General features: G+C 40.5%; 21 protein-coding genes. 5 read left to right on the forward strand and 16 right to left on the reverse strand.

The window, feature by feature from the left end; genetic code table 11:
* Window positions 1-3 precede the first annotated feature (3 nt).
* The 3 genes from MHH23_RS14120 to MHH23_RS14130 form a co-directional block, all read right to left on the reverse strand.
* Window positions 4-846: a gamma-glutamylcyclotransferase gene (locus MHH23_RS14120; RefSeq protein WP_340959689.1), complete on the reverse strand. Its 843-nt coding sequence runs from the start codon at window positions 844-846 to the stop codon at window positions 4-6.
* Between the two features lie 27 nt (window positions 847-873).
* The gene (locus MHH23_RS14125) at window positions 874-2163 is read right to left on the reverse strand and encodes an ATP-binding protein (protein ID WP_007498613.1); all 1290 of its coding nucleotides are present in this window, start codon (window positions 2161-2163) and stop codon (window positions 874-876) included.
* Window positions 2164-2307: 144 nt separating this feature from the next.
* Window positions 2308-2586, reverse strand: coding sequence for an AbrB/MazE/SpoVT family DNA-binding domain-containing protein (locus MHH23_RS14130; protein WP_017359400.1), 279 nt, complete (start codon window positions 2584-2586; stop codon window positions 2308-2310).
* Between the two features lie 276 nt (window positions 2587-2862).
* Here MHH23_RS14130 and mreBH point away from each other — a divergent pair, with 276 nt between their 5' ends.
* The 3 genes from mreBH (at window position 2863) to MHH23_RS14145 (ending at window position 5415) form a co-directional block, all read left to right on the forward strand.
* The gene (mreBH, locus tag MHH23_RS14135) at window positions 2863-3870 is read left to right on the forward strand and encodes a rod-share determining protein MreBH (protein ID WP_017359401.1); all 1008 of its coding nucleotides are present in this window, start codon (window positions 2863-2865) and stop codon (window positions 3868-3870) included.
* Window positions 3871-3944: 74 nt separating this feature from the next.
* A complete protein-coding gene (locus MHH23_RS14140) occupies window positions 3945-4076 on the forward strand; it encodes a protein YkpC (RefSeq protein WP_003210922.1) in 132 nt (43 codons plus the stop codon).
* A 106-nt stretch (window positions 4077-4182) separates the two neighbouring features.
* Entirely contained in the window at window positions 4183-5415 is a 1233-nt protein-coding gene (locus MHH23_RS14145) for an aminopeptidase (RefSeq protein WP_008345134.1), read from the forward strand.
* Window positions 5416-5455: 40 nt separating this feature from the next.
* Here the strand turns inward: MHH23_RS14145 and MHH23_RS14150 are convergent, their stop codons facing one another.
* On the reverse strand, window positions 5456-7075 hold the full coding sequence (locus tag MHH23_RS14150; protein ID WP_340959690.1) for an ABC-F family ATP-binding cassette domain-containing protein: 1620 nt from the start codon (window positions 7073-7075) through the stop codon (window positions 5456-5458).
* 144 nt (window positions 7076-7219) lie between these two features.
* Here MHH23_RS14150 and MHH23_RS14155 point away from each other — a divergent pair, with 144 nt between their 5' ends.
* Window positions 7220-7495: a hypothetical protein gene (locus tag MHH23_RS14155; RefSeq protein ID WP_008345136.1), complete on the forward strand. Its 276-nt coding sequence runs from the start codon at window positions 7220-7222 to the stop codon at window positions 7493-7495.
* Between the two features lie 63 nt (window positions 7496-7558).
* Here the strand turns inward: MHH23_RS14155 and lepB are convergent, their stop codons facing one another.
* The 8 genes from lepB to MHH23_RS14195 form a co-directional block, all read right to left on the reverse strand.
* Window positions 7559-8131 (reverse strand): signal peptidase I, encoded by a 573-nt coding sequence (gene lepB / locus MHH23_RS14160; protein WP_034647709.1) that lies wholly within the window; start codon window positions 8129-8131, stop codon window positions 7559-7561.
* A 210-nt stretch (window positions 8132-8341) separates the two neighbouring features.
* Complete coding sequence (locus tag MHH23_RS14165; protein WP_008345139.1) at window positions 8342-10234, reverse strand: PTS fructose transporter subunit IIABC; 1893 nt, start codon at window positions 10232-10234, stop codon at window positions 8342-8344.
* Window positions 10235-10247: 13 nt separating this feature from the next.
* Window positions 10248-11159, reverse strand: coding sequence for a 1-phosphofructokinase (gene pfkB, locus MHH23_RS14170; RefSeq protein ID WP_340959691.1), 912 nt, complete (start codon window positions 11157-11159; stop codon window positions 10248-10250).
* On the reverse strand, window positions 11156-11911 hold the full coding sequence (locus MHH23_RS14175; RefSeq protein WP_008345143.1) for a DeoR/GlpR family DNA-binding transcription regulator: 756 nt from the start codon (window positions 11909-11911) through the stop codon (window positions 11156-11158). The genes pfkB and MHH23_RS14175 overlap by 4 nt, the downstream gene beginning before the upstream one ends.
* 335 nt (window positions 11912-12246) lie before the next feature.
* Window positions 12247-13440, reverse strand: a complete 1194-nt coding sequence (locus MHH23_RS14180) for an ABC transporter permease (protein WP_019743799.1) — start codon at window positions 13438-13440, stop codon at window positions 12247-12249.
* The gene (locus MHH23_RS14185) at window positions 13441-14127 is read right to left on the reverse strand and encodes an ABC transporter ATP-binding protein (RefSeq protein WP_039168660.1); all 687 of its coding nucleotides are present in this window, start codon (window positions 14125-14127) and stop codon (window positions 13441-13443) included. It lies immediately after the preceding gene.
* Window positions 14124-15230, reverse strand: coding sequence for an efflux RND transporter periplasmic adaptor subunit (locus MHH23_RS14190; protein WP_268431826.1), 1107 nt, complete (start codon window positions 15228-15230; stop codon window positions 14124-14126). The genes MHH23_RS14185 and MHH23_RS14190 overlap by 4 nt, the downstream gene beginning before the upstream one ends.
* A 20-nt stretch (window positions 15231-15250) precedes the next feature.
* Window positions 15251-15871: a YIP1 family protein gene (locus MHH23_RS14195; RefSeq protein WP_039168665.1), complete on the reverse strand. Its 621-nt coding sequence runs from the start codon at window positions 15869-15871 to the stop codon at window positions 15251-15253.
* 518 nt (window positions 15872-16389) lie between these two features.
* On the opposite strand from MHH23_RS14195, the gene MHH23_RS14200 reads away from it, so the two are divergent.
* Window positions 16390-16767 (forward strand): Rok-like winged helix domain-containing protein, encoded by a 378-nt coding sequence (locus MHH23_RS14200; protein WP_039168668.1) that lies wholly within the window; start codon window positions 16390-16392, stop codon window positions 16765-16767.
* Window positions 16768-16814: 47 nt separating this feature from the next.
* Here MHH23_RS14200 and moaD read toward each other — a convergent pair whose 3' ends face one another.
* The 4 genes from moaD to MHH23_RS14220 are packed head-to-tail and all read right to left on the reverse strand — an operon-like array spanning window position 16815 to window position 19308.
* On the reverse strand, window positions 16815-17048 hold the full coding sequence (moaD, locus tag MHH23_RS14205; RefSeq protein ID WP_008345159.1) for a molybdopterin converting factor subunit 1: 234 nt from the start codon (window positions 17046-17048) through the stop codon (window positions 16815-16817).
* Window positions 17041-17532: a molybdenum cofactor biosynthesis protein MoaE gene (locus MHH23_RS14210; protein WP_041092418.1), complete on the reverse strand. Its 492-nt coding sequence runs from the start codon at window positions 17530-17532 to the stop codon at window positions 17041-17043. The genes moaD and MHH23_RS14210 overlap by 8 nt, the downstream gene beginning before the upstream one ends.
* The gene (mobB, locus tag MHH23_RS14215; protein WP_039168672.1) at window positions 17525-18052 is read right to left on the reverse strand and encodes a molybdopterin-guanine dinucleotide biosynthesis protein B; all 528 of its coding nucleotides are present in this window, start codon (window positions 18050-18052) and stop codon (window positions 17525-17527) included. The genes MHH23_RS14210 and mobB overlap by 8 nt, the downstream gene beginning before the upstream one ends.
* Window positions 18034-19308 carry a molybdopterin molybdotransferase MoeA gene (locus MHH23_RS14220; protein WP_039168674.1) on the reverse strand — a complete coding sequence of 425 codons (1275 nt, stop codon included), beginning with the start codon at window positions 19306-19308 and terminating at the stop codon, window positions 18034-18036. Before MHH23_RS14220 ends, mobB begins: the two co-directional genes overlap by 19 nt.
* Window positions 19309-19311: the final 3 nt, after the last annotated feature.

Below are 19311 nucleotides of genomic sequence, written 5' to 3' on the forward strand. Positions count from 1 at the left end.
TTACTACGGTTTCATTAATGAATCCATATGCGACCGTATTTTTTTACGGAACGCTTCACTTAAGTAAAGGTCTGCTCCTTTTTCGATTTCACTGCGATAATGACCAGGAGGCGCAATTTCTTCGCTCTTTTTTAAAACGAGAAACGTTAAGCAGTCCTCATACACTTGATCACCTACTGTGACATCGACAAATGCTGGGCGATAAGTTCCTTCATTTACACCTTCTCGTTTGTACAAATAACGAATGGCATCAAAAGGCACTTCATATAGAACACCCTCTGTTTCTCCGCCGTCTTCTACCATATCTGCTCTTGATCCATCAGGGCGCACCAATGTAAACCTTGTGGTAAAACGATCAAGTGTGCCGCCGCCGATGATTTGTTTGAAATAATGTTCCACTTTCGCAAGCTTAAACCTTGCATCATCCATACAGGACCCATAGGCAAAATAATAGAAGGAAGACGGTTTGCGCTCCCATAGTTGATATGACTTCCAGCAGCCGCTTTCAATCTCCTTCAGGCTCGATGCCTTCTGCTTACATATTGTATAAGCAACGGCTGACCTTGGCCCCTGGTCTGTCATAACCTCTATCTCCTGCTGGTCATACCCTTCCTCTAGCTCATCTATCTTATGCAGCGTTTCACCACTGACCTCATACAATTCTCCATATACTGTATTTTGTTCCGAGACAACACACACAGGGTAACCCTCACCTGTATCGTACAGTCTCCCTTTTATCCAAGCAGATGCTGCTAATGGACTGCTTTCTTTCATCAATGTCTCGTGATACTTTTCGTGCTTTAAAAGTGGCCCATACACAAATAACGTCTTTGTCTCTTTCGTCATCACACATCACATCCTCTCACCTTGCTACTATCTACTTTTTTGATACACAGGTAAGTAAATATCAAAAGCCGTCCCTTTGCTGAGCTCGCTCTTTACATCCATTCTTCCATGGTGATCTTTTAAGATCGTCGCACAGATCGTTAAACCAAGTCCTGTACCTTCTTTTTTAGTCGAAAAGAAAGGATCATATATTTTCAGAATGTCCTCTTCGGACATTCCTTTTCCTTCATCTTGAATCGTGATTTTCCATTCATTCATCACTTTTTCTGTTGATATGTATATATTGCCGCCTTCAGGCATCGCCTCGATCGCATTTTTGATTAAGTTAATGAACAGCTGCTTCATTTGATTGGCGTCTGCTAATATCGTGCCAGCATCCTGCTTCTTAAACGGCTGTTTGAGATCAATATTTGAAAGAACGGCATTTGTCTTTAATAAGGTAATCACCTGCTCTAGCAAATCATGGAGCTGTACTTCTTGAAATTGAACCGATTGAGGTTTTGCTAAGACAAGCAGCTCACTTAAAACAAAATCAATGCGTTTAATTTCAGAAAAGATGATATCAAAATAATCGGTTCTTTCAGGATATTGCGTTTTCATCAGCTGCAAAAATCCATTGACTGAGGTGAGCGGATTTCTGACTTCATGGGCAATGCCAGCGGCTATTTGTCCTGCAACAGCCAGCTTTTGTGCCTGCATTTGCAATTGCTGATTTGATCTTTCAAGTTCAAGCTTTGCCTGCTTTTGTTTCGTGATATCTGCAACCGTTCCAATACCTCCAGTAAACTGGTGCTGTTCATCGAAATAAAGCTTATAATGCACATCTCCCCATACCTTTTTTCCTTCTTTATGGAGAAGCTGCAGCTCCACCCGCCCCTCATCCTTATGCTCTTTGATCACAGACAACAAATGCTGAACGACATGCTCTTCTTGATCAAAGTACTGATTGTACATCGTACCTAGACACTCCTCTATGTCGTAACCCGTCATTTGTTTCCATGCTTGATTTAAAAAAATGATTTCACCTTTTTCATTGGTTTCAAAAACGATTTCTTGCAAGTTATCTGTTATTCGATTCAGCCGCTCTGTCAGTTCGTGTGCTTCTTTTTCTCGTTTATTTAAATCTGATACAAGCAAATTCAACCGGTCCACATAGCCTGAGATGGTCCAAATACCGGCCAAAACAACGACTGTAAAGGCTAGATCGAGCGGCCAATTAATGTGATAGCCGCTAAGATAATAAAAGAAATCCCAGCTCAAAATTAATATAAATGCAAGAACGGATAACAGGATCCGTACTTGATATGTTTTGTTCAAATAATTCCACCTGCCGCCCTGAGATTCTTTGTCAATTGTACCATTTTCCACTTATTTTTTGAGGGAGATGCGGCATTTTTAAGGAACTTTTTTAGAAAAAATAGCCTGCTCTCAGCACAATGGGAGAGAACAGGCTATTTTTATTTACTGCTGAAGGGCTTCTTGAAGCTCTTTTAGCAGTAGTTCTGCGCCTTCAGCGCTTAATGTAATTTGACCATTTCCATACTCGTGGTTCTCAGAAGTAATCTCACCAGTCATCAGGCAGACGCCCTCTGGCTGATATTTTTTCAAGACGATTTTATCTCCATCTATAAAAAATTCCATACTGTCTTTAATAGCGATATCAAGTGCTCTTCTCAATTCGATTGGCATCACAATACGCCCTAGTTCATCTACTTTTCTTACAACTCCGATAGATTTCAATTTCGTTCCCTCTTTCTTTCATTAGCTCAAGATCAATCTGTTTTTCACCAATTGATATATCGTAGACGTAAGAGATTCTTAAAAGGTTTCTCCTGCATAAAAATTTTTTTCAAAATCGAAAAACCAAAGGGAAAATTTATTGTGATTGTCAAAATGAGACTTGAATTTTACAGATTCATTTCAAGGTGATCACAAACCCCCACAAATGACCTCAACCCTCTGAACTTTTAAATGTAAAATTGTTTAAAACAGCAAAAATAGAGATTGGGTGAAAACATGTTTCAAAATGCCGAAATTGGAATTGATTTAGGAACAGCTAACATATTGGTTTACAGTAAAAATAAAGGAATTATTCTCAATGAACCATCCGTTGTGGCAGTAGATACGGAAACAAAAACTGTCCTTGCAGTGGGGTCAGAAGCAAAAGAGATGATTGGGAAAACACCTGGAAAAATTGTAGCGATCCGTCCGATGAAAGATGGTGTCATCGCTGATTATGATATGACAACCGATTTACTTAAACAAATTATGAAAAAAGCAGGAAAAAATATTGGGTTTACCTTTAGAAAGCCGACCGTGGTTGTTTGTACACCATCAGGTTCAACAGCTGTCGAACGCCGCGCGATCAGCGATGCTGTCAAAAATTGCGGGGCAAAGCATGTGCATTTAATTGAAGAACCCGTCGCAGCTGCAATCGGTGCTGATCTCCCGGTGGACGAGCCTGTTGCCAACGTCGTTGTAGATATTGGCGGAGGAACAACAGAGGTAGCGATCATTTCATTTGGCGGAGTTGTCTCTTGCCACTCGATCCGAATTGGCGGAGATCAACTGGATGAAGATATCATTACTTTTGTGAGAAAGAAATACAATTTACTGATCGGTGAACGGACAGCTGAGCAGGTAAAAATGGAAATTGGTTATGGACTCATTGAACACGAACCTGAGTCATTAGAAGTTCGTGGACGCGACCTTGTCACAGGTCTTCCAAAAACAATTACACTTGAATCAACAGAAATTCAAGGTGCTATGCGAGAATCACTTCTTCATATTTTAGAGGCGATTCGGGCTACATTAGAAGACAGCCCTCCAGAACTGAGTGGTGATATCGTAGATCGCGGCGTCATTCTAACTGGCGGTGGTGCACTATTAAACGGCATTCAAGAATGGCTCTCTCAAGAAATTGTCGTCCCAGTTCATATCGCAGCAAATCCTCTTGAATCTGTCGCAATTGGAACGGGTCGTTCATTAGAAGTAATCGACAAATTGCAAAAAACATTAAAATAATCTTCATGTTCTACTTCTTTTTTCATCATTTCGATCATATCGTGATGAATGGATAAACGTGAAGGAGGAAGAACATGTTGCTTGATTTAGGTAAACGGGTCGTTGTCACAGTCATTTTAACCGGTATTATTTTAGGAGGAATGAGCCTGTCGTTTTCACATATGCCCCCTTCTAATGCACAGCCTGTGAAACAACTGAACCGCTAAAAAAGCCGCACGAAAGCGGCTTTTTTATTTTGCTTCGGGACGGCTCCCCATTTTCCTTTTCGGTCTTAAATCTGATATGATGAACATGACTAAAGGAGGGTTTTTTATGAGTTCATTTGAAAAACAACTAGATCAATATGCAAAAACCATCGTTGAAGTAGGTGTAAATGTTCAAAGTGGTCAAGAAGTGGTCGTATCTGCGTTCACTGAATCTGTAGATCTTGTCCGCCTTGTGGCAAAACACGCATATGAGCGCGGAGCGAAAAACGTACATATCCGCTGGAGTGATGGTGTCCTGACCCGTTTAAAATATGAACATGCCCCACAAGATGTGTTTGAGCAATTTCCAGAATGGGAAGCACAGATGATGGAAACCATCGCAAAACGTGGCGGTGCTTTTATTACGATCTTGTCAGAAAGCCCTGATCTTCTAAGTGGCATTGACTCGAAAAAAATTGCTTCACAGCAAAAAGCTGCAGGTTCAGCACTTCATACATATCGTCAATACGTTCAATCTGACAAAGTTGCATGGACAGTCGTCGGGGCTGCATCAAAAGATTGGGCGAAAAAGATTTTCCCTGAGCATGCAGATGAAGAAGCTGTTGCATTATTATGGGATCAAATCTTTAAAGTCGCCCGCGCTGATCAGCCAGATCCTGTTGAAGCGTGGAAAAAGCATGATGAATCACTAAATGAAAAAGTAAAAGTATTAAATGAACGTCACTACCACAAGCTGCACTATGAAGCACCAGGTACAGATTTAACGATTGAACTTCCAGAGCAGCATATTTGGGTAGGTGCTGGCAGCGTAAGTGAACGCGGCGTATCATTCATGGCCAATATGCCAACAGAAGAGGTCTTTACCGTACCTAAAAAAGATGGTGTAAACGGGACTGTTTCTAGCACTAAGCCACTTAGTTATGCAGGAAACATTATCGATGAATTTACGTTAACCTTTGAAAATGGGCGTATTGTAGATGTGAAAGCAAAAGAGGGCGAAGACATTTTAACCTCTCTCGTTGAAACAGATGAAGGCTCACATTATCTAGGTGAGGTTGCCCTTGTACCAGATGATTCACCAATTTCTAACTCAAATATCCTCTATTACAATACACTTTACGATGAAAATGCATCCAATCACCTTGCCATCGGCAGCGGTTATGCATTTAATATCGAAGGCGGTAAAGAGATGAAACGTGAGGAACTAGACGCAGCTGGTGTGAACAGCAGTATTACACACGTCGATTTCATGATTGGTTCAAAGGAAATGAATATTGATGGAATCACAAAAGATGGTAAACGCGAACCGATTTTCCGAAATGGAAATTGGGCTTTTTAAAGAAAAAAGACATCCTCATGTGGATGTCTTTTCTTTATGTTTATGCATACAGTTCTTGTAGTCTTTTTTGAATTTCTTGATCTGATAAGAACTCATCATAAGTTGTTTGTTTATCAACGATGCCATTTGGCGTCACTTCGATAATCCGGTTTGCAACTGTTTCAACAAACTGATGGTCATGAGATGAGAAGAGCATAGCCCCTTTAAAGCTCATTAGACCGTTATTCAGCGCTGTGATGGACTCTAGGTCTAAATGGTTCGTCGGCTCGTCTAACAGCAAAATATTCGCTCCAGACAGCATCATTTTTGATAACATACAACGAACCTTTTCTCCACCTGATAAGACGCTAGCTTTTTTCTTCACTTCTTCCCCAGAGAAAAGCATACGGCCTAAGAAACCACGCAGGAAGCTTTCACTTTGATCATTAGGAGAATATTGACGAAGCCAATCAACAAGATCTAAATCGCTTCCTTCAAAATATTCACTGTTGTCTTTAGGGAAAAAGGCTTGAGATGTTGTCACGCCCCATTTAAACGTCCCGCTGTCTGGCTCCATTTCACCAGCAAGGATTTTAAATAAAGTAGAGACAGCAAGTTCATTACGGCTTAAGAACGCAATTTTATCCTCACGATTCATAATAAAGCTGACGTTATCCAGTACTTTTACACCGTCAATCGTTTTTGATAGACCTTCTACTTGAAGGACATCATTTCCGATTTCACGCTCTGGCGCAAAATGAACATAAGGATATTTACGAGAAGATGGTTTAATGTCATCTAGCGAAATCTTATCAAGCAATTTCTTTCTTGATGTCGCTTGCTTCGATTTAGATGCGTTCGCACTGAACCGAGCAACGAATTCTTGAAGCTGCTTAATTTGTTCTTCTTTTTTCTTGTTGGCATCCTGGCTGAGTTTTAATGCCAGCTGGCTTGATTCATACCAGAAATCATAGTTTCCGACATACACTTGAATTTTTCCAAAGTCAAGGTCTGCAATATGCGTACATACTTTGTTTAAGAAATGACGGTCATGCGATACGACGATGACGGTATTCTCAAAGTTAATGAGGAACTCTTCTAGCCACTGGATCGCTTGTAAGTCCAAGTGGTTCGTTGGCTCATCGAGAAGGAGAACGTCAGGTTTACCGAATAAAGCTTGTGCTAACAATACTTTTACCTTTTCAGATCCGCCAAGCTCAGACATTTTCTTCGATTGCAAGCCCTCTGGAATGCCAAGACCTTTTAATAGGATCGCAGCTTCACTTTCCGCTTCCCATCCGTTTAACTCAGCAAACTCACCTTCAAGCTCTGCTGCACGAATTCCGTCTTCATCTGAGAAATCAGGTTTCATATAAATCGCATCTTTTTCCTGCATCACATCATATAGACGTTTGTGACCCATGATGACGACTTTTAACACTTCAAACTCTTCGTATTCAAAGTGGTTCTGTTTTAAAATCGCTAAACGTTCACCAGGACTCATATGAACATCGCCCGTTTGAGCTTCAATTTCTCCAGAAAGAATCTTTAAGAACGTTGATTTACCAGCTCCATTGGCACCAATTAGTCCGTAGCAGTTGCCAGGAGTGAACTTAATATTTACTTCTTCAAATAATTTACGATCAGCAAATCGCAAACTAACATTATTCACTGCAATCATTTATTAATCCTCCATCACTCATTCATCAATATGAAGTATAACATGAATAACGATTGATAGAAACGTCTCTCGCTAAGAACAAAGGCTTTTTGTCCAATATGGTATAATAAGTGGGAATGTTTTTGTTGAAGGAGTTCGGGCGATTTGAGATTACTCACACTCATGGAATACTGTTTATTGATTTTCTTTATGGGCATTTATTTATCAGCGACAGGCTTTAATGCAAGAGACTTTGGCCTTTATATTGGGCTTGTCCTCATTTACACACTGGTCCACATCTTTTCAAAACGCTTTTTACAAAAGCGCGGAAAAGACAATGTGAAAATTGGATTATTCCGTTCTGTTTTGGCGATTACCGGGTCCGTTTTCGCTTCTGTTTTGGCCATTGTCATCATTGTCACGATGCTCACACCAAATTAAAAACGACCCTACATGAAGGGTCGTCCATTCAAGCACCTTTCTTACGCATTGAGAAAGGTGTATTTATTGTGTTTGTCGAATATCGCCAAATGGGAAGAAAACAAATTCTGATGTGCCGACAATCCGATCCTTTTCAATGAGTCCGAGTCCATTTCGACTGTCCATAGAATTCAGTCTGTTGTCACCCATAACAAAGTAATCGTTTTTCGGTACTTTCACTGGACCAAAATCTCCTGTTAAATGTACCTCATACTCTTTGGCATGCGCCTTGTTCTCTTTTAAATAAGGCTCATCTACTTTTTTACCATTAATGTAAAGCGTATCATCCTTCATTTCAATCGTGTCGCCTGGAAGGCCGATCAATCGTTTGACATAATGAATTTTCTGACCGTCTTTTCCATTAATAATCACGATGTCACCACGTTTGACTCCACCGAGATAGTTGATGGTTTTGTTAACAAACAGCTTTTCTCCATCATGAAGGGTTGGTTCCATTGACTCTCCTTCCACCACATACGGCTCAAAAATAAACGTACGGATGATGAGGACGAGGGCAAGTGCAATTAAAATGGCTTTGATCCATTCAAACAGAGAACTTTTCTTCTCTTTTTTGGCTTGTTTCCCATCAGATTGAATGTCATTTTCGTTTTGTTTGTTTTCTTCGTTCAAAATACTGCTTCCTCCTAAGACTTTCTGCTAAAAGACTTGAAACGCGAATTGAATAACTTTACTTTATCACATGTCATTTAAAAATTCACAAGACAACCATTCAATTAGATATTTTTTCCTAATTTGCTGATAATTAAACAAAAAGAAGCACCGCTCTTCACGATGCTTCTTTTCAAATTAAGCTTCTTGTCGGACTGGTTTTTTTAGAATTCCGAGAAGTAGCGCTGTAACAATGGCACCGATTAAGATGCTGATGATGTAAAGAACTGGATGGTTTGTTACCCAGAAAACGAATAGTCCGCCGTGCGGTGCAGGAAGCGTCACTCTAAAGAATTCTGTTAATCCACCTGCAACTGCTGCACCAATCACAGCTGAAGGAATGACGCGCAGAGGATCTGCCGCTGCAAACGGGATCGCCCCTTCCGTAATGAACGCAGCTCCCATGAAGTAACATGTAATACCTGCTTCACGGTCACGTTTAGAGAATTTGTTTCTAAAGATCGTTGTCGCTAGGGCAATTCCTAGAGGCGGCACCATTCCACCTGCCATAATCGCAGCATGCGGTGCATAGTTGCCAGCAGCAATCATCGCAAGACCAAATGTGTAGGCCGCTTTGTTAATCGGACCACCCATATCAATGGCCATCATACCAGCTAAAATAATCCCCATTAATACAAGGTTTCCAGTACCAAGTGATTCAAGCCAGTGTGTTAATCCGTCCATGACCATTTTAACAGGTGTGTTGACGATGTAATGCATGATAATCCCTGTAAAGAAAATACCGAACAATGGATAGAGCAGAACTGGTTTAATTCCATCGAGCGACTGTGGTACAAAAGTGAATACTTTTTTGAGTAGCACCACGATGTAACCAGCAAGGAAACCCGCAATCAATCCGCCTAAGAATCCAGCTCCTGCTGCAGAGGCCATGAATCCGCCAACCATACCTGGTGCGAAACCTGGACGGTCTGCAATACTCATTGCGATAAATCCAGCTAATACAGCAACGATTAAGGCAAGCGCATTATCTCCGCCAATTCCTTTTAATACAGCTGCAAATGAATTGAAAGAAGGGTCTTTAGGGTCAGCTGAGTTAATTCCCCAGAAGAATGAAATCGCAACGAGGATACCGCCCCCAACAACAAACGGAAGCATGTTGCTTACACCGCTCATTAAGTGCTTATAGAATCCACTTCTTCCCTTGCCTGATGATTCATTTTCATCTTTTGAAGAACTGCCGCCTGAACCTTTATAAATCGGCGCATCTTGATTGATGGCTTTTTCGATCAATTCTTGCGGACGGCGAATTCCAGCTGTCACAGGTACTTCAATGACATGTTTGCCTTTAAAGCGTTCCATTTCAACTTGTTTATCAGCTGCCACAATAATAGCTGGCGCTTCTTCAATTTCTTTTGCTGTCAGGGCATGTTTAATTCCACTAGAGCCGTTTGTCTCAACTTTAATGTCAACGCCCATTTCTTTTGCCTTTTCTTTCAAAGCATCTGCGGCCATAAATGTATGTGCGATGCCTGTTGGACAAGCTGTCACCGCTAAAATTTTAGCAGGTTTTCCCGGTGCAGCCGGTTCCTCTTTGACTTCCTCTTCTTCTTCATCGTCTTTATCATGTGTATTGATAATTTCAATGATTTCATCTTCAGTAGCCGCTTCAAGAAGCTGCTTTCGGATCTCTTCACGCATGAGAAGTGTGGATAAACGAGAAAGTGCTTCTAAATGCGTGTTGTTTGCGCCTTCAGTTGCTGCAATCATAAAGACAAGATGACTTGGCTGTCCGTCTAATGATTCATAATCTACACCAGCTGTTGAACGGCCAAATGCAATGGCAGGTTCTTTCACACTTGCTGTTTTCGCATGAGGAATCGCAATTCCTTCTCCGATTCCCGTAGAGCTTTGTTTTTCACGATTAACAACAGCTGCTTTGTAGCCTTCTTTATCATTTAATTTACCAGCTGTATCTAATACAGTGACCAGTTCTTCAATAACGGCTTCTTTTTGCTGGCTGTCTAATTGAAGCTTAATCGTATGCTTCGTGAGTAGTTCTGTAATTTTCATGATGACTCCTCCTTTAAATGCGTGTGACTTTTACTTGTGGCAATAATGTATCGACAAGCTCTTTTGTTCCAAGTTCCTCAGAAAATGCTGTAGCACTTCCTGATGTGACGCCAAGCTTAAATGATTCTTCTATGGAAAGGCCTTTAAAAACGCCAGCTAAGAATCCTGCAACCACTGAATCCCCTGCACCAACTGAGTTGATCAACTTGCCTTTTGGAACATTAGATTGAAAGACCCCTTCCTTACTGAATAAGAGAGCGCCGTCTCCAGCCATAGATACAATGACATGTTCAGCACCTTGTTCCAACAGCTTTTTCCCATAAGGAATGGCTTCTTCTGCAGATGAAATACTGGTTTCAAACATTTCACCTAACTCATGATGGTTTGGTTTCATTAAGAATGGTTTCAGATCTGCTGCTTTTTTTAAGGCTTCTCCAGAAATATCAAGTACTACTCTTACCCCTTGCTTCGCACATACTTCAGCAATGCGCTCATATGTGTTATGAGGCAGTGAAGAAGGAATGCTTCCTGCTAATACAACGACATCGCCTTCTGTTAATGACGTGAATTGGGATAAAAACGAATCGAACTGTGCTTCAGTAATACTTGGACCGAGCCCGTTGATTTCTGTTTCTTCGCCTGTTTTTAGTTTCACATTGATACGTGTATCTTCTGACACCTCATGAAAGGCTGTTTGTAATTGTTCATTTTGTAAAAAGTCTTGAATATATTTGCCTGTAAAACCGCCAATGAATCCAAGTGCTTTTGATTCAACACCGTGCCGTTTTAAAAGCCTTGAGACATTGATTCCTTTACCACCTGGATATTTTTTGTCATAGGTTGAACGATTTAAACCGCCGACCGCAAAATCCTCCACGTGTACGATGTAATCAACTGATGGGTTTAAAGTAACTGTATAAATCATGTTTTCACTACCTTTATAACCGTTTTTTCATGGTAATTATCGAATGAATCCTCTTTTGCGTCGTTTGTGATAATGGTGGCTTCCTGTAAACTAGCAAAGGTTGAAAACGATATTTCGCCAAACTTTGAGGCATCTGTTAAGATGTAGGTTTTTTTCGCCTGCTTCATGGCTCTTTTTTTAATGAGCGCTTCTTCTGGATCAGGTGTTGTAAACCCTGCCTCGGGATGAATGCCGTTCGTCCCAACAAAGCTTTTGTCAAAACGGTAATTTTCCATAGCTGTCAAAGCTGCGGCTCCCACCATGGCTCCTGTTCGATGTTTCACTGATCCGCCTATCAGGTAAAAAGAAATGCCTTTTCTCATGAGTGCTTCAATGTGCATGACACCATTTGTCACCACCACGATATCTTGATCTGGATCGATAAAGTCAATCATTTGCTGTGTTGTCGTACCAGCATCTAAGTAAATACAATCGCCTTGTTTTAAAAGTGATGCAGCTGCCTCTGCAATCAATGACTTTTCATGAAGGTTTTTGGCAGATTTCTCAAACACATCTGGTTCAAGACGAATACTAGATATTTTAGCAGCTCCTCCGTGAACTCTTTTAAGAAAGCCTTTTTCTTCGAGGGCTGATAAATCTCTTCTAATTGTAGATTCAGACGCATCCGTCATAATCGTTAAGTCCTGTATTTTGATGACATCGTTTTCTTCTAAATAGTCGATAATGAGTTGATGTCTTTCTGGTGTTAGCATTGAAAACACCCCCTTTTGAAAACGTATTCATTTTGCGCGCACCTTTATTGTAATCGCTTTTTTCAACATTATCAATACAAAACAATCAAATACATTCAATAACTATCAAAATCTTTCACAATGGTCATCTTACCTTTATATGTACCATTTGTAAACTGAAAAATATGTGACATTGAGAAGAAAGTCATGATATTAGCATTTCTATCATTTTTCATTTCATTCAATTGAACGAAAAAAAGCCTTTATGCGTTTTGCATAAAGGCTTCAGGTGCGGAACAGCAGGCAACATATCTCGTTCTACCTTCTTGTCAGCACCTTGAACGTTAACTTTAGGATTATTCATATCTAAGTGATTCAATAGGATCGAGCCTCGCTGCTTTATTGGCAGGAATCAGTCCAAAAATAATACCAATGAGCATACTAAATAGGACGCCTCCACATACGATCTGCCACGATACAAGAGAAGGCCACCCTGCAAACAGTGACACAAGTGAAGCACCTCCTAAGCCAAGCGCGATTCCAAGTAACCCACCGATCAGTGTAAGGACGACAGACTCAATTAAAAACTGAACGAGTATTTGAGCCCTAGTTGCCCCAAGTGCCTTTCGAATTCCGATTTCTCTTGTTCTTTCTGTGACTGATACGAGCATAATATTCATGACACCAATGCCGCCGACAAGTAATGAGATACCAGCAATTGAGCCAATGATTGTTGTCATGACAGACGTAATCTGACCAATGCCTGCTGCAATCTCTTCCAGATTGATCATTTCGTAAGCATCTTCTGTATGGTGATTTTCATTTAAGCGTGCAGCCGCACTCTTTCCTACTTCTTTCATTTGATCAGCATGTGCGACTTGAATAGACAACTTATCATATTCTTTCACACCAAATGCAGTTGTCAGCATTGCAAAAGGGACATATATTTCATTCATATCAAATGAAAACAGCCCTTCCTGTTTTGCTAAAACTCCGATCACCTCAACCGGCTGTCCATTCATCCAAATCAACTCGCCTACTGCCTTCTCTCCATTAAACAATTCTTTTTGTATCCCTTCTGAAATAACAGCTGCCCTTCTTCCGCTCCTAAAATCGATTTCACGTAAGTCCTGTCCTTCTGCTATATGTAATGAATGTACATTCGTGTAGCCTTCATTAATCCCATTGACCGTTGCATCTATTGTTGTATCTTGGAATCTTAATTGCATGCCTTGTGCCGTGGAGGAGGCAACCTGTTTAACCCCATTCAATGCTTGAACACTTTGAATGTCTTCTTCAGTAAATGTGGCTTCAAATAACGCATTCGGATTCGCATTTAACTCCTCATCAGAGGGTGTATAGGTCATATCAATGGTATTGTTTGGCCCTGAAATTGATTCTTTCAGCATTTGCTCGCCGCCTTGACCGATGGCAACGACTGCAATCACCGAGCCAACCCCAATAATAATGCCAAGCATCGTTAAAATAGACCGCAATTTATGAGCAAGGACAGAATTCAGCGCTATTTTGATATTTTCAAAGAGTTTCATTCATTCGTCTCCTTGTATCAATCTATCTTGAGCGAGGCGTCCATCTCTCACAACGACTATCCGGTTTGTATACGCAGCTATTTCTTCTTCATGAGTAACGAGCACAACCGTTGTTCCTTCCTCATTGAGCTTTGTAAACTGTTCCATAATCGAGCCGCTCGTTTTTGAATCAAGAGCGCCTGTTGGTTCATCTGCCAAGATAAGCTCCGGCTCATTGACAATCGCACGTGCGATGGCTACTCTTTGCTTTTGACCCCCTGACAACTCGTTTGGCATATGCTTCATTCGATCTGCCAAACCAACCTTTTCAAGTGCCATTTCCGCACGTTCTTTTCTTTCCTTTTGACTGATACCAGCGTAAATCATCGGAAGTTCAACATTTCGCCTCGCATTTAATCTAGGCAGTAAATAAAATTGTTGAAAAACAAAACCAATGGATCGATTTCGAATCACTGCCAGTTCTTGATCCTTTGCTGCCGACAGCTCCATACCTTGAAAATGGTACTGTCCGGAGGTCGGGTGGTCCAGACAGCCAATGATATTCATTAACGATGATTTCCCAGAGCCGGACGGGCCCATAATGGACATATACTCGCCTTTACCAATGACGAGGTCCACTTCACTTAATACATCAAATGTCTCCTCAGCGACTTCGTAGCTTTTTGTCACGTTTGAAAGCTGAATCATTCAGCATTCACTTCCATTCCGTCATACATATCATCTGATGGCTCTGCAATGATTTGATCTTCTTTTGTTAAACCTTTCGTCACTTCAAGATCTTGACCTGACGTTTCACCTAATGTCACTTTTACTTTCTTCAGTGCATTCTTTTCAACAACATAAACGTATGAACCATCTTTCTCTTTTTTCACAGCTGTTTCAGGAATTGTGAGCACTTGACGCTTGTCCGTTTCAATTTCCATGATCATTTTAAAGCCTGGTTTTGCATCCGGCTTTTTCCCTTTTATTTCAATTTCGACTGGATATTGTACCGTTTGATCACTAGCAGCTGTTTCTGCTGTTGACTGGGCAGGCACAGCGCCCACTTTTTTCACTACTCCTTGCCAACTCTTTCCGCGAATGACATCAGACGTTACCTTTACTTTTTGTTTCTTTTTGACTTTCATAGCATCATACTCACTGATTAAGCCTCGTACAATCATTTTTTTCTCATTGCCAATATGGATTACCGGCTGTCTCTCTTCTAGCTTCCCTGCGCCAGCATCTTGCTCGATGGAGATGACTGTTCCTTCAATTTTGCTATGTATCGTTAAATCTTCTATTTGTGCCTTTACTTTTTCTTGGTTAAGCTCCGCTTGTTTTTGCTCTAATTCAGCAGCTTTGAGTTCGAGTTCAAGCTGATCTCGCTCGTTTTTCGAATCAGCGCCCACCTTTTTTCCCTGATTTTCATCTAATGAATTGAGTCTATTTTGTAATTGTTCAAGCTTTAGTGTACTTGATTCAGCCGCAAGTGCTTGCTGCTGTTCTTCAAGCTCCAGTTCCTTATTTTCATATGTAAGGAGCGGTGTTCCAGCTTTCACTTTTTCTCCTTCTTTCACAGCGATATGATTCAGGCTTCCCTTCTCTTCTTCTGTATAAATAAATTGCTCCTCCGAGAATGAAAGTGTTCCAGGCGTCATCACCTTAGAGGTAATTTCTTTTGGTGTGAGTTTAACTGTTTTAAACCCTGCCGTAGACACAGGTTTTGATTGGTTTTTTGCAATGTTAAATCCAATAAATAAACCAATCACAATAATCAAAATGGATCCGATGATGATTTTCTTTCTCATAAAAACATTCTACCTCCAGCTTACTGCATGTTGATGGTGATCGTAGTTCCTATATATTGAAAAATTAAAGATAATACATAAAAGACACTCACAATAATCCAAGATATTCTTGGCGAGATGCGGCCGACCTTGATCAATAAAAAGCCTGTTAAAACAAGATTCCAGATCACAAAAAGGTCAATATTTCCTAACACAGCATGCCATGAACCAGACATTCGAATGAATGCGTTTAGTGAGGTAATAGTGATATCTTTTGGCACATGAAACATGATGATCGCTAAATGAGAAATGATCGTACCAATGATCGTAATAGGTGTGATATAAAGTACACCTGAAAATAGCTGCTGAAACGTTGCATCACCTTTTGCTAAAAAGACGATGAACTTGTATACGGCAGTATTAATGACAATCCCAATGACCAAACCAATGAGCGTGATCACATAAACGAAAGGGATTGGTAAAATTAAATCTGCCCACATTCCTTCATTCACTAGCTGAGACAAATAAGTGACAACAACTGTTAATACAAGCACACATGATAAAGGCCACCAAACGAATGGCTGCTCCCACACTCTTTTTAAATGCTCTGATGGTCTTGTGCTTACGCCTATAATTGTGGGTTTTTGCGTTGTTTCTTTCATCAAATGTCATCCTCTCCATGTGCTGTAAGTATGGAAACGTTTTTTCATACTCTTGTTGTTTCTATTTTATCAAAAGATTGCCAATAAGTGATAGATCATTTGATTTTCTTATTTTCATAGTGATAGGATTGAATCTATTATTCTATTTTCATGAACGACATCTTTCAAATGATACCTTGATCCGACCATATTCATATGAAAAAATCATGATTTTACTGACTGAAAAACATTTTATGAAGTAAACAACATGTCTTTCGGAATAAATATCCTTTTCCTTTGGATTCAGATGGTCTCAGTTAGACACAACAATTTTTTGTTAAAATATTCCTAGTAATTTCAATGAATCCCGGCTTTATAGGACTATGTTTAGCGCCTTTTATAGAACAGATGAGCCTTTAGTAACAATACTTTCATATTAAAAAAATAAAAATAAAAGGATTTTACTTGATCAAATGTTATTTTTTCATATAATGTAAAATAGAGGTAGGTTAAATGATAGTGGAAATGGAGTCAAGTGAATGTTAAGAGAAAAATTGAAACTGCAATTGATTTTACTTTATGAAAAGGAACAAGAAGCATGGCAATACTTTCGAAAGGAAAGAGAACTGATTTATCATGAGCTTAAATTACTTGATATGAAAGAGAGCAGACCTTCTAATGACAAAATATACTACGCAGCAAGGTGTGTAGATATTATTAAAGAAAAAAAGGGAAGCATCGTGAGCACAAAAGAACTAAAAGAACAGCTTCAAGCTCGAACAGATTTCAATGTGAGACGAATTAGCGAATTGTATGATCTCATTCAACAGCTCGATCCTCACATTTCTAAAGCACGCCGGGGATGTTTTATTTATGAAGATCATACCCAAGTACCTCTACAATCTTTTCACACATAAAAAAATTGGTTACAGCCGCCGGCCATAACCAAATCCTCTAATATCTATTATCCACCACTTACAGGAGGAATGAGTGCAACAGTGTCCCCGCTACGCACTTCAGCATTTCCCCTCGTATATATTTCGTTGACTGCAACCATCACGTTTTGTGCAGTATCAACACCATATACCTCCTGTAATTCTATTTTAATCTCATCAACCGTTGTTTGATCTTTTTGAATGATGATTTGTTGTTTACCGGCCTTCTCAGCAAGGCCGGCGAACAATAATACGCTAATCATGCCGCTTCCCTTCTTTCTCGTTAAGTTGGAGAGTACTAGGTTTTCCTTCCGGGTATGAAACGGTTTCAAGCTGATCACCTATCCAAGCCTCTCCATCTTCCCAGTATTCCTTTTTCCAAATAGGAACTATTTCCTTTATTCGTTCAATCGCATATTCATTGGCTTCGTATGCAGCTTTCCGATGAGGTGATGAAACAGCTATTGCCACTGCAATGTCACATATCTCAAGAGTGCCAATACGATGCACAATAGCAGCTTCTGTATCGGGCCAGCGTTTTTTAATTTCTTGTCCAATTTGACTCAACATATTTTCCGCCATTGGTATGTATGCTTCATATGTTAAACGCAGCGTTTTTTTGCCATTTGTCCATTCTCTTACCGTGCCTATGAATGTCGTAATGGCTCCCGCTTTGCGTCTTGTGACATGCTGAATCAATTCATTCACATCAATTGGCTCTTTTGTGATGTTAAAAAGTTCATTCATACGAGGCTTCCCCCTTCAATAAATTAAAAGCAAATGTGATCCCGCGCTTATCAAATGCTGAAAACACAGGAAACGGGTATTTCTCAGTGAATTGTATTTCTTTATTGAAATAAATGGCTGCTTGTATATGAGAAAGTGTTGAAAGATCAATGAGTTCCTGTTCGTCTTTGACACACAGGATTTTGCGGTAAGGCGCCTGTTTGTATCCTTCGATCAAGACGGCATCTAAAGGAAGATGCTGACACATATTGAGTAGTTGTGCGAATGTCATGTGCCGTATGAAAAAGTGACATTCACCTTCTCCCTCCACACCTGCGGCAAATGCACCCGCTTGAACATATCGATCCGTATCTTTTTGTTTGAACAGACGGTCTGGCTTTCCACCATGTCCGTGATGTTTGAAGCAGCCTAGCTTCATTTCTTCTTCATCCGCCAGCTGACATAATTTTTCGATCAGCGTCGTTTTACCACTATTTTGATAGCCCACGACTTGTAGAATGTTTAATTTGTCATCCAACATGGAGCACCGCCTTCGTGGTGAAATAGCAGAACGCTGACCTGGTCACCTGCACTAAACCCTCTTGTTCCTCCGGGCAATGCAATGAAACAATCAGCATGAGCAATAGATGTCACCGCACTAGATTTATCAAGACCTGTTGGCGTCACACTTAGCTGACTGCCAGTAAAATGAAGTGATGCTCTAACAAATCGTGTGAACGGATTGGCTTTTGGAAAATCATGTGTCAGCTTCGCCTCAGCAAAAACAGGAAATGGATTTTCTTTCAAACACCATTTATAAATGATCGGTTTGACAAATAGTTCAAAGCCAACAAAACAGGCAGCCGGATTTCCTGACAGCCCATAAAGCAATTGACCATTTGGCAACGCAGCAACGGTCGTCACACTTCCAGGTCTCATGGCGACTTTATTAAACAACACATCTGCACCAAGTTTTTCATAAATAGCAGGTAAAAAGTCAAAATCACCTACCGATACACCACCTGTTGTGATGAGCATATCAACTTTGCTTAAGGCTGCTTTTACGGCTTCATAGCTTTGATCAAAATCATCGGATACACCGCCTAAATCAAGCGGTTCTCCTCCAGCTTCAAGAACCTGAGCGTACACCATACTTAGGTTACTATTTCTAATTTTACCGTCCACCATGGCATCACTTACTTGTAGGAGCTCGGTACCTGTTGAGATGATACCGATCACCGGTTTTTTGACGACTGGCACAACCGCATACCCGAAAGTTGCCAATATCGCCGTCACGCCTGGGGTAACTTTTGAGCCTTTTTTGATCATGACGTTCCCTTTGAGGGTCTCTTCTCCTTGCCGAGAAATATTGTCTCCCTTTTTCAGAGGTCTTTTAAGTGACATCATTGATTTGCCGTCTTTTTTAAACGTTTTCGTCAATTCGAGCATGATCACAACATTTGCTCCTTTTGGAATCTTCGCTCCTGTCATGATGCGAATCGCTTGAAAAGGGCCGATCGTTTTTGCAGAAACAATACCTGCCCCTATATGATCAATGACCTCAAATTCAACCGGATGCTCGCTCGATGCATCCTTTGTATCTTCTGCTCGAAGTGCAAAACCATCATACGGAGAACGATCAAAGGCAGGAACATCGTGATCTGCTAAAATATCCTCTGCAATCCATCTTCCAAGGCTGTTCTTTAAAGGAACCCATTCGACTTGTCCATGTTTTTGAAATTGGTGGACTTTCTTTACTGCCTCTTCTACTGGAATTGGCTGTCGTCTTTCCATCACTTC

Source organism: Bacillus sp. FSL K6-3458 (assembly GCF_038005045.1).
In the GTDB taxonomy this organism is placed as follows: Bacteria; Bacillota; Bacilli; order Bacillales; family Bacillaceae; genus Bacillus; species Bacillus altitudinis.